The organism is Micromonospora sp. NPDC049903, from assembly GCF_044460945.1.
Classification (GTDB): Bacteria; Actinomycetota; Actinomycetes; order Mycobacteriales; family Micromonosporaceae; genus Micromonospora.
Window position 1 is genome coordinate 243335 of sequence record NZ_JBITKL010000001.1, and the last position, 10300, is coordinate 253634.

Below are 10300 nucleotides of genomic sequence, written 5' to 3' on the forward strand. Positions count from 1 at the left end.
CGCTCCGGAGACGCGACGGAGCCGTGGCCACCAAGGACCACGGCTCCGTCGAGAACCCGTCGTGGCGGGACCGGTAGGCCCGCCGACTGCGGCGTCAGTCCGCCGAGCCGCCCCCGGGGGCACCGTGGCAGCGCTTGTACTTGCGACCCGAGCCGCAGGGGCACGGCGCGTTACGGGACGGCCCGTTGCCGGCACCCGCCTGCCCGGTCGGCGCCGACTGGCGGGCCGTGCTGGCGGCCACACCGGCGCCCCGGTTGGTGGCCGAGCGCTGCGGGGCCGAGGGAGCCGTCCGACCCGGTGCCGCCGGAGCCGCCGGCTCCGGGCCACCGATGCCGAGGGCGGGGGCACGCTGGTCGTCGCGCTGCACGGCGACCGCACCGGACCCGGCCTCCCCGTCGATGGTCGGCGCGGAGTACTGCAGGCCCTGCTGCTGCGGTGCCCGACCCAGGCCCTTGGCCCGGACCTCCACCGGCTTGTCCAGCAGCTGGACCTCCTCGGCCTCCGGCTCCGGCTCGTTGACCTGGACGTCCAGGTTGTAGAGGAAACCGACCGTCTCCTCCTTGATGCCTTCCATCATGGTGGTGAACATGGCGAAGCCCTCGCGCTGGTACTCCACCACCGGGTCACGCTGGGCGTAGGCGCGCAGCGAGATGCCCTCCTGGAGGTAGTCCATCTCGTAGAGGTGCTCACGCCACTTGCGGTCGATGACCTGGAGCAGCACCATCCGCTCGAGCTGCCGGGTGCCCTCGGCACCGAGCTGCTCCTCACGCCGGTCGTACGCGGCGTTCGCGTCGTCCCTGAACTGTGCGACCAGGAAGTCGGCGTCGATGCTGGCGCGCGAGCCGCCGGCCTCCTCCTCGATGTCCTCGATGGTGATGCCGACCGGGTAGAGCTGCTTGAGGTTGGTCCAGAGCTGGTCCAGGTCCCAGTCCTCGGCGTACCCCTCGGAGGTGGCCCCCCGCACGTACTCCTCGACCACGCTGTTGATCATGTTGCGGACCTGGTCGGAAAGGTCCTCGCCGTTGAGTACGCGCAGCCGCTCGGCGTAGATCACCTGGCGCTGCTTGTTCATGACCTCGTCGTATTTGAGGACGTTCTTACGGATCTCGGCGTTCTGGCCCTCGATCTGGGCCTGCGCGCCCTTGATCTGGCGGGTGACCATCTTCGACTCGATGGGCACGTCCTCCGGGATGTTGAAGCGCTCCATCACCGCCTCGACCGCGCCGGAGCGGAACCGCTTCATCAGGTCGTCCTGGAGGGAGAGATAGAACCGCGATTCACCCGGGTCGCCCTGCCGGCCGGAACGACCACGCAGCTGGTTGTCGATCCGGCGGGACTCGTGCCGCTCGGTGCCCAGCACGTAGAGCCCACCGGCCGCGGCGACCTCATCGGCCTCCGCGTCACAGGCCTGCTTCCACTTCGGCGTGACCTCTTCGAGCGCCTTGTCGTACTCCTCGGCGTTCTCCATCGGGTCGAGGCCGCGCTGGCGCAGCTCGCTCGCGGCGAGGAACTCGGGGTTGCCGCCGAGCAGGATGTCCGTGCCTCGACCGGCCATGTTGGTGGCGACCGTGACCGCACCCTTACGACCGGCCTGGGCGACGATCTCGGCCTCGCGGGCGTGGAACTTCGCGTTCAACACCGAGTGCGGGATGCCCCGGCGGCGCAGCAACTGGGACAGGATCTCGGAGTTCTCCACCGAGACGGTGCCGACCAGCACCGGCTGCCCGGCCTGGTGCCGCTCGGCGATGTCCTCGATGACCGCGTTGAACTTGGCCTTCTCGGTCTTGTAGATGACGTCGGCGCGGTCCTCCCGGACCATCGGCCGGTGGGTCGGGATGGTCACCACGCCGACCTTGTAGACCTTGTTGAACTCGCCCGCCTCGGTCTGCGCCGTACCGGTCATGCCGGAGAGCTTGTCGTAGAGGCGGAAGTAGTTCTGGAGGGTGATGGTGGCCAGGGTCTGGTTCTCCTGCTTGATCTCCACCCCCTCCTTGGCCTCGATCGCCTGGTGCATGCCCTCGTTGTAGCGACGGCCGTGCAGGATGCGGCCGGTGAACTCGTCGACGATCAGGACCTCGCCGTCGCTGACGATGTAGTCCTTGTCGCGCTTGTAGAGCTCCTTGGCCTTGATGGCGTTGTTCAGGTAGCCGACCAGCGGGGTGTTCACCGACTCGTAGAGGTTGTCGATGCCGAGCCGATCCTCGACCTTGGCCACACCACGCTCGGTGACCGCGATGGTGCGCTTGGAGAAGTCGACCTCGTAGTCGCCCTCGCCGTCCTTGCCTGCCTGGAGGCGGGCCACCACGGCGGCGAACTCGCCGTACCAGCGGGCGGAGTGCTCGGCCGGGCCGGAGATGATCAGCGGGGTCCGGGCCTCGTCGATCAGGATGGAGTCGACCTCGTCGACCACGGCGAAGTTGTGGCCGCGCTGGACCAGCTCGTCCTTCGACCACGCCATGTTGTCGCGCAGGTAGTCGAAGCCGAATTCGTTGTTCGTGCCGTAGGTGATGTCGCACTCGTAGGCCGCGCGGTGCTCGGTGGCCGGACGGTTCGGCAGCACCACACCGACGCTGAGGCCGAGGAACTCGTGCACCCGGCCCATCCAGGCGGCGTCACGCTGGGCCAGGTAGTCGTTCACCGTGACCACGTGCACGCCCTCGCCGGACAGCGCGTTCAGATAGACCGGCATCACCGAGGTCAGGGTCTTGCCCTCACCGGTCTTCATCTCCGCGATGTTGCCGAAGTGCAGCGCCGCGCCACCCATCACCTGCACGTCGTACGGCCGCTGGCCGAGCACGCGCGCCGCCGCCTCCCGGCAGACCGCGAAGGCCTCGGGCAGCAGGTCGTCCAGGGTCTCGCCCTCGGCGAGCCGCTCCCTGAACTGCTCGGTCATGCCGCTCAGCTCTTCGTCGGTGAGGTTGACGTAGTCGTCCTCGATCGAGTTGACGGCGGCGGCGATCGCCTTGAGGCGGCGCACCATGCGCCCCTCGCCCGCGCGGAGGACCTTTTCCAGAATCGACACGGATCAACTCTCCCCTAGACAGTCTCGAACCATCGTAGGCGTTCGGACGGGCCGATGGTCACTGGTGGCGGTGGTCGGCCGCCGCGAAACCGACATAACGCACCGACGGGCCGCCCGACCCTCGGTCATCGGGTTACGCCGTGGGCGAACGATCCGGCACGATGTCTCGGATGGAGCCCGTGGAGATCGCCGAAGACGGGGTGCTGCTGCGTCCGTTCCGCCCGGACGACGTCCCCGACATCGTGGCCGGATGCGCCGATCCGCTGGTCCAGCGCTACCTCGACGGACTGCCCAGCCCTTACACCGAGGCCGACGGCCGTTGGTGGGTGGCCCAGGGAGCCCCCGCCGCCTTCGCCGCCGGCGGCGCCGCCTACGCCGTCACGGACCCGGCCGACGGCCGGCTGCTCGGCGCGGTCGGGCTGAGCCATCCGGTGCCGCAGCGCGCCCAGGCCGAGATCGGCTACTGGGTGGCGCCGTGGGCGCGCGGCCGGGGCGTCGCCACCGCCGCCACCCGCGCCCTGGCGCAGCGGGCCTTCGCCACCGGCACCGCCCGGCTGGAGTTGCTCACCCACGTCGAGAACACGGCCAGCCAGCGGGTCGCGCTGGCCGCCGGCTTCCGACCCGAGGGGGTACGCCGCGGCGGCGGGCCGGTACGCGGTGGCGGCCGACGGGACCTGACGGTCTGGGTACGCCTCGCCGACGATCCGCCCGGACCGTCCCCGCGTCCGTTGCCGAACCTGCCCGACGGCCGGCTCACCGACGGGGTGGTCGTGCTGCGCCCGCTCGGCCCCGACGACGCGGACGACATGTACCGCCTACAGGCCACGCCGGAGGTGGTGGCGAGCATGGTGCCGCCCGAGATGCCCGCTCGGGAGGACGTCGACCGCAGGTGTGCCGGCGCGCAGAGCCAGTGGCTGGTCGGCCGGTCCGCCGCCCTGGTCGTCCGGGACGCGGCCGGCGACGCGTTCCTCGGCGGGTGCTCGCTGGTCCACGAGCCGCCCGCGAGCCAGGCGATGATCGGCTACAGCCTGCTGCCCGAGTGGTACGGGCGCGGATACGCCACCCGGGCCGTCCGGCTGCTCACCCGGTGGGGGTTCGACCACGTCGGGCTGGCGCGGATCTGGGCGGGCACGCTTCCGGAGAACCTCGCCTCACAGCGGGTCCTGGAGAAGACCGGCTTCCGGCGGGAGGGCCTGCTGCGCGGGCGGCTGCTCGGCGCGGAGGGCACCCGAGCCGACTCCACGGTGTACGGGCTGCTCCGCACCGACCCGAGGCACTGACCGCTCGGACGGGAGCGGGCGCGCCGCCTGCGGACCTGCCGCACCGTCTCCGGATCGGGCGCTCCCCGACCCGGAGACGGTGGTGGGCCGCTCAGATGTCCAGCGAGATGATGCCGTAGTCGTAGGCGTGCCGTCGGTATACCACGCTCGGCCGGCCGGACTCCTTGTCGTGGAACAGGTAGAAGTCGTGACCGACCAGTTCCATCTGGAAGAGGGCGTCGTCGACGGTCATCGGCTCGGCGGGGTGGACCTTCTCCCGGGCGATGTGCCAGGGCTGGTCCTCGTCGTACTCCTGCTCCGGCCGCTCGGCCACGGCGGTGGCGGTGCCGGACTCCGCGGGCGCGGCGAGCGCGGGCAGGTTGGTCACCGGCAGGCCGGCGGTGGCGGCGGCGACCGAGATCGGCGTGTGCCGGCCACGGTGTACGCGGCGCCGGTCGGCAGCGCGGCGAAGCCGGGCGTCGAGCTTGGCGATGGCCGCGTCGAGCGCGCTGTAGAAGTCGTCGGTGCAGGCCTCCGCCCGGATCACCGGGCCCCGGGAGTAGCAGGTGATCTCCACCCGCTGGCAGTGATCGGCCTGGCGCGGATTGCGCTCGTGGAACAGCTCCACATCGACACGAATAAGTTTGTGGTCGTAGCGTTCGATCTTCGCGAGCTTGTCTGCTACGTGTACCCGGTAGTGATCCGGCACTTCGACGTTACGGCCCTTGACCACGATGTCCACGTGACCTCCCTCGATCGGATGGTCTTCGATCCGAGCAACCCGGTCGCGCGTGGTGGGGGACGGCCCCGTTCGGCGTCGACCGGTCAATACGGCTACGCCTCCTCTCACCGCCGGGGGTGGGTGGAATCGCCTTCCTACCCCCGACAGCCAAACGCTAACTCCTGTTCGCCCGGCAGTCACCCCCCGTCGCCAAGACCACCGGGTGATTTCCACAGCTCATACACGAAGGGGTGAAACGGAAACACAATCGGTTACGGTTGGTGCCTTCGCTCGGTCGCCGCGAGCACCGTCGCCACCGACGGCGACCACCCGTGCACGGCCAGCACCCGGCTGATCGCCGCCAGGGTGGCCCCGGTGGTGACGATGTCGTCCAGCAGCACCACGCTCGCCCCGTCCGGCAGCGGCCCGAGATCGGGGCGCGCCCGGAACGCCGTCGCCGCGGCGGCGGCCCGACCGGCGCTATCCAGCGTGACCGAGTCCGGACGCGGCGTGGCGCGCAACGCCCGGCGGACCCGCACCGGCCAGCCCGCCTCACGCAGCCGGTGGGCACAGTGGCGGGTCAACCGGCCGAGGTGGTCGCCGTACCGGGCCCGGGCCGCCGCCGGGGTGTCCGGCACCGGCACCAGCAGCACCGGGCGTACCGGACCGACCGCCGCCGCCACGACCTCGGCGAGCAGGGCACCGAGCGGTCGGGCCAGGCCGTGCCGACCGTGGTCCTTGTACGCCAGCAGGGTCTCCCGCAACGGCCCGCCGTACGGGCCCAGGGCGTGACAGGGTGGCAGCCCGGGTGGGGCGGGCACCGGCCGCACCGGCCCGGGGCGCAGCGCCCCGAGCGTGGCCACGCACTCCGGACACACCCCGTGGCGCAGTCCCGACCGGCGTTCCCGGCATCCGGCGCAGTCGGCGGGCAGCACCAGGTCGGTCAGGTCCGCCCAGAGCCCGCCCAGCACGGCGACGCCTAGTAGAGAAAGAAGGGCGCGGTGGGGTTGCCCGGACGCACCCCGGCAGGCGGCGGCGTGACGTCCTGCACCTGGTCCCGCACGATGCGCTCGAACGGGTTGCTGCGGTACGCGACGCCGTTGGCCTCGTACATGAACGAGCCCGCGTACGGGGAGAGCGGCATCGTCGGGTACGCGGCCAGGTGGCTCACCTCGGCGCCGGCGTCCTCCCGTAGCGGGGTCTCCAGGGCGCCGTCCACGCTGACGTCGTAGATCGCCGGTCGACCCGCCGAGCCGGCCACCAGCAGCCGGTTCTCCGCGCCCCAGTCGACCGCCGTCGGCCGGGTCAACGAGGTGACCAGTCGCCGCGCCGGGCCGACCGTGGGTACGCCGCCCTCCCAGCTGATCGCCGCCACGTACAGGGCACCGTCGACGATCAGGGCGACCCGGTGCCCGTCCAGTGCCGCGGCGACCCCGCTGACCCGACCGGGCAGGCCCAGTTGCACCGGCCGCAGCGCCGCCTGGTCGTCGAAGCGGTAGAGCCGGCCGTCGGCGACCACCAGCCCGTACGGGCGGCCGTGGTCGCTGCGGAGCCACACCGGCCGGCTGATCGCGGCGTGACCCCGGCCCGGCTCGGTCGCGAAGTTCTCCACCACGTCCCGGCCCCGCCCGACACTCAGCCGCTGCCGGCCGTCCCCGCCGGCCACGACCAGCGCGGCAAGCACGTCGGGACCGGCCCGACGCAGCCCGGCGGAGACGATGTCGCGGTTCGACTCGGCGGCCACCGGGACCGGCCGGTTCGGTTCGCTGGTGACGGCCAGCCCGTGGATCGCGCCGTCGTAGACGCAGTACCGGGCGGTGCCGTCGAGCGCGTACAGCGGGTTCGACGACCGCTGACCGCCCAGGTCGACCACCTTGCGGGACTGGTTCAGAATCTTGATCTCGACGGTGCCCTCCAGCTCCGGCAGAGACCAGGCCAGTTGGGTGGCGAGCTGCTCCAGACGCCCGTCGTCGGCACCGGGCATGTCCAGGTTGACCTCCCACCGGCCGTCCGCGCCGGTGGCGTTGTTGATCATCTCGGTCCGGTCGGGCAGGCCGGAGGCACCGGCCCGCAGCCACTCCGAGGGGCCTGCGGTCAACCAGCGGACCACCTCGCTGACCCGGCGTTCGGCGGGCACGACGGAGGAGAGGTACCGCTGGTCGGGCACCAGCCGGGTGCGGTCGGAGTTCCAGAAGTAGATCGACTGCGCCTGGTAGTAGCGGCGCAGCGCCTCGTCGCTGAGCAGCAGCACGTTGGGCGGGTCGCTGACATAGAAGCCGGCGTCGTCCTGACCCGCCGGACCGGCGCTGATCAGCCGGAACTCGTAGGTCGACTCGGTGGCGAGCGGCGGCACCAGCATGCCGTTGGCCCGCAGCAGGCCGACCTGCTGCACGGTGATGGTGACCTTCATGCTGTCGACGTCCGGCTCGATCACCGGGTCGTCGGTCAGGCGGACCACCGACAGCGCCACCTCGCTGCCCTGCCGCTCCTGGAGACTGGGCTTGTCGGCCGCCGCGATGAACTGCTTGACCCGCTCGTACGCCCGGTCCGGCTCGCCCGCGGCGGCGGCCAGGAAGTTGCGGACGAACGCCTCGGCGTCGCTCCCGCTGGCCGTCCGGGTCGGCGGCTCGCTGCCCCGTCCCAGCGACCAGCTCGCCTCGGCCGCCGGCCCGCGCTGCTCGACCTGCACCTCGGAGTGATCCGGGATGCCGCAACCTGCGGTGAGGGTCAGCGCCAGGGCGACGCCGAAGACGCCACCGGCCACCCGACGCCTCACGACCCCACCTCCGCGCGCTGCTCGGGCACGGGTGGGGTCCCGCCGCCCGCCGGTGCGACGGTGAGCCCACCGGCCGGTCCCGGGCCGATGGCCAGCAGGCTCCCGGCGGGGGCACCGCCGAACGGCAGCGTCGCGTCGGCCGGCACCAGGCGCAGCGGCGAGGTGGTCAGCCGGTCGCCGGCCCGCGCCGGCAGGGTGAGCCGGAACTGGGCGCCCTGCCCGGGCGCGCCCCACGCCTCCAGCCAGCCGCCGTGCAGCCGGGCGTCCTCCAGGCTGATCGACAGGCCCAGCCCGGTCCCGCCGGTCTGCCGGGCCCGTGACGGGTCGGCCCGCCAGAACCGGTTGAACACCAGCTTCTCCTCGCCGGGCTTGAGCCCGACGCCGTGGTCGCGGACGGTGAGCGCCACGGCGGTCTCGTCCATCCCGAGCGTGATCCGCACCGGTCGGCCCTCACCGTGCTCCACGGCGTTGCCGACCAGGTTGCGCAGCACCCGTTCGACCCGGCGCGGGTCGATCTCGGCGATCACCGGGGCGGAGGGCACGTCCAGCTCGATCGTCACCCCGACCCGCTCGGCCAGCCCGGAGAGCCGGTCCACCACCCGGTGCACCACCGGCACCAGGTCGGTGGGCTCGGAGTCGAGCACCGCGAAGCCGGCGTCGAACCGGCTGATCTCCAGCAGGTCGGTCAGCAACTCCTCGAACCGGTCCAGCTCAGCCTGGAGCAGCTCGGCGCTGCGGGCCACCGCCGGGTCGAACTCGTCCCGCTCGGCGAAGATCAGGTCGGCGGCCATCCGGACCGTGGTCAGCGGGGTCCGCAACTCGTGCGAGACGTCCGAGGTGAACCGGCGTTGCAGCCGGGACATCTCCTCCAGCCGCAGGATCTGTCGTTGCAGGTTGGTGGCCATCTGGTTGAACGAGGCGGCGAGCAGGGCCAGGTCGTCCTCGCCGTTGACCGCCATCCGCTGGTCGAGCAGGCCGGCGGAGAGCCGCTGGGCGGTCCGGGCGGCGACCCGCACCGGCAGCACCACGAGCCGGGTCACCAGCGCGGCGAGCACGCCGAGCAGCAGCACCAGGGCGACCCCGGTGGCGACCACGGTGGCCCGCGCCTGGCCGGACGTCACGTCCTGCACCGTCAGCGGCACGAAGTAGTAGAGCTCCACCTGGCCGAACTGGGTCGGCACGGGCGTGCCGTAGACCAGGTATTTCGTGTCGTCGTCGCTGGTCAGGCGCCCGGTGACGATCTGGTTGGCCACGTTGCCGTCGGTGACCGCGGCCCGCAGCTCGGGGCTGATCAGCGGCCGGACGTTCACCGACGGCGAGGTGCGCGGCTCGATCACCCCGGGGTAGCTGTCGGCGGTGAGGGCCACCACGACGCCGCTGTTCTGCTGCGGGTCCCCGCCGGCCAGGTAGTTGACCGTGCCGTCGATGGTCTCCTGGAGCTGGGCCTCCTGGGGCTGGCCGTAGAGGCTGAACTGCTTGGCCGCGTACTCGGCGCCGTTCATCAGCCGGAGCTGGACGTCGGTCTTGGCGTTGTCCAGCAGGATGTTGGTGATCTTGTCGGCGATGAGGAACGCGAACCCGCCCACCAGCAGGCTGGAGACCACCAGGGTGATGGTCACCACCCGGACCTGCAACGAGCGCCGCCAGGTCTGGTGCAGCCCGGCGAGGAGCCGCGCGGCCCGGCCGCTGAGCCCACGCCACAACTCCCACGCGGCACCTCGCCGGTGGGACGTCGTGTCAAGATCCGGTAGCGGGGAGTTGGTCACAGTGCGACCAGGCTATCCGGTGCCCGCCTTGTAACCCACGCCGCGCACGGTGAGGATGATTTCCGGACGCTCCGGATCCGGCTCGATCTTGGCACGCAGCCGCTGGACGTGCACGTTGACCAACCGGGTGTCCGCCGCGTGCCGGTATCCCCAGACCTGTTCCAGCAGGACCTCGCGGGTGAAGACCTGCCGCGGCTTGCGGGCGAGCGCGACCAGCAGGTCGAACTCCAGCGGCGTCAGCTTCACCTCCTCGCCGTTGCGGCTCACGGTGTGCGCCGGCACGTCGATGGAGATCTGGTTGCCGGGCGGGCCGATGGTGAGCATCTCCGGCGCCGCGTCCTCGCCCCGCCGCAGCCGGGCCCGCATCCGGGCGACCAGTTCCTTGGGCTTGAACGGCTTCACCACGTAGTCGTCCGCCCCGGACTCCAGTCCGAGTACGACGTCGACCGTGTCGCTCTTGGCGGTGAGCATGACGATCGGTACGCCCGATTCGGCCCGGATCGCCCGCGCTACGTCGATTCCGCTCATTCCGGGCAACATGAGGTCGAGCAGGACGATATCGGGTCGGTTGTCACGGAACGCGGCCAATGCCCGTTCCCCGTCCGCCACGAAGGACGGCATGAAGCCTTCACTGCGCAGCACGATGCCGAGCATCTCGGCAAGCGCAGGGTCGTCGTCGACCACCAGTACCCGGGCTCTCATGGGGTTAATGTTTCCATCCCGTCAGTTCGGTGGGCTCGGCGTCACCCGGCACGC

7 protein-coding genes are annotated in these 10300 nt (G+C 71.5%); 1 reads left to right on the forward strand and 6 read right to left on the reverse strand.

Going from position 1 to position 10300, the window contains the following annotated elements:
* Positions 1–94: 94 nt before the first annotated feature.
* The gene (gene secA, locus ACIBO1_RS01120) at positions 95–3022 is read right to left on the reverse strand and encodes a preprotein translocase subunit SecA (RefSeq protein WP_396740453.1); all 2928 of its coding nucleotides are present in this window, start codon (positions 3020–3022) and stop codon (positions 95–97) included.
* A 170-nt stretch (positions 3023–3192) separates the two neighbouring features.
* Between secA and ACIBO1_RS01125 the strand changes: the two genes are divergently transcribed.
* Positions 3193–4302, forward strand: coding sequence for a GNAT family N-acetyltransferase (locus ACIBO1_RS01125; RefSeq protein WP_396740455.1), 1110 nt, complete (start codon positions 3193–3195; stop codon positions 4300–4302).
* Between the two features lie 91 nt (positions 4303–4393).
* Here ACIBO1_RS01125 and hpf read toward each other — a convergent pair whose 3' ends face one another.
* The 5 genes from hpf to mtrA all read right to left on the reverse strand — a co-directional run bounded on the left by hpf (position 4394) and on the right by mtrA (position 10246).
* Complete coding sequence (gene hpf, locus ACIBO1_RS01130; RefSeq protein ID WP_396740457.1) at positions 4394–5023, reverse strand: ribosome hibernation-promoting factor, HPF/YfiA family; 630 nt, start codon at positions 5021–5023, stop codon at positions 4394–4396.
* 251 nt (positions 5024–5274) lie between these two features.
* Positions 5275–5937 carry a ComF family protein gene (locus tag ACIBO1_RS01135; protein ID WP_396741452.1) on the reverse strand — a complete coding sequence of 221 codons (663 nt, stop codon included), beginning with the start codon at positions 5935–5937 and terminating at the stop codon, positions 5275–5277.
* Positions 5938–5981: 44 nt separating this feature from the next.
* On the reverse strand, positions 5982–7778 hold the full coding sequence (locus ACIBO1_RS01140; RefSeq protein WP_396740458.1) for an LpqB family beta-propeller domain-containing protein: 1797 nt from the start codon (positions 7776–7778) through the stop codon (positions 5982–5984).
* Positions 7775–9544, reverse strand: coding sequence for an MtrAB system histidine kinase MtrB (mtrB, locus tag ACIBO1_RS01145; protein ID WP_396740460.1), 1770 nt, complete (start codon positions 9542–9544; stop codon positions 7775–7777). Before mtrB ends, ACIBO1_RS01140 begins: the two co-directional genes overlap by 4 nt.
* A 12-nt stretch (positions 9545–9556) precedes the next feature.
* Complete coding sequence (gene mtrA / locus ACIBO1_RS01150; protein ID WP_111245291.1) at positions 9557–10246, reverse strand: MtrAB system response regulator MtrA; 690 nt, start codon at positions 10244–10246, stop codon at positions 9557–9559.
* Positions 10247–10300 lie beyond the last annotated feature (54 nt).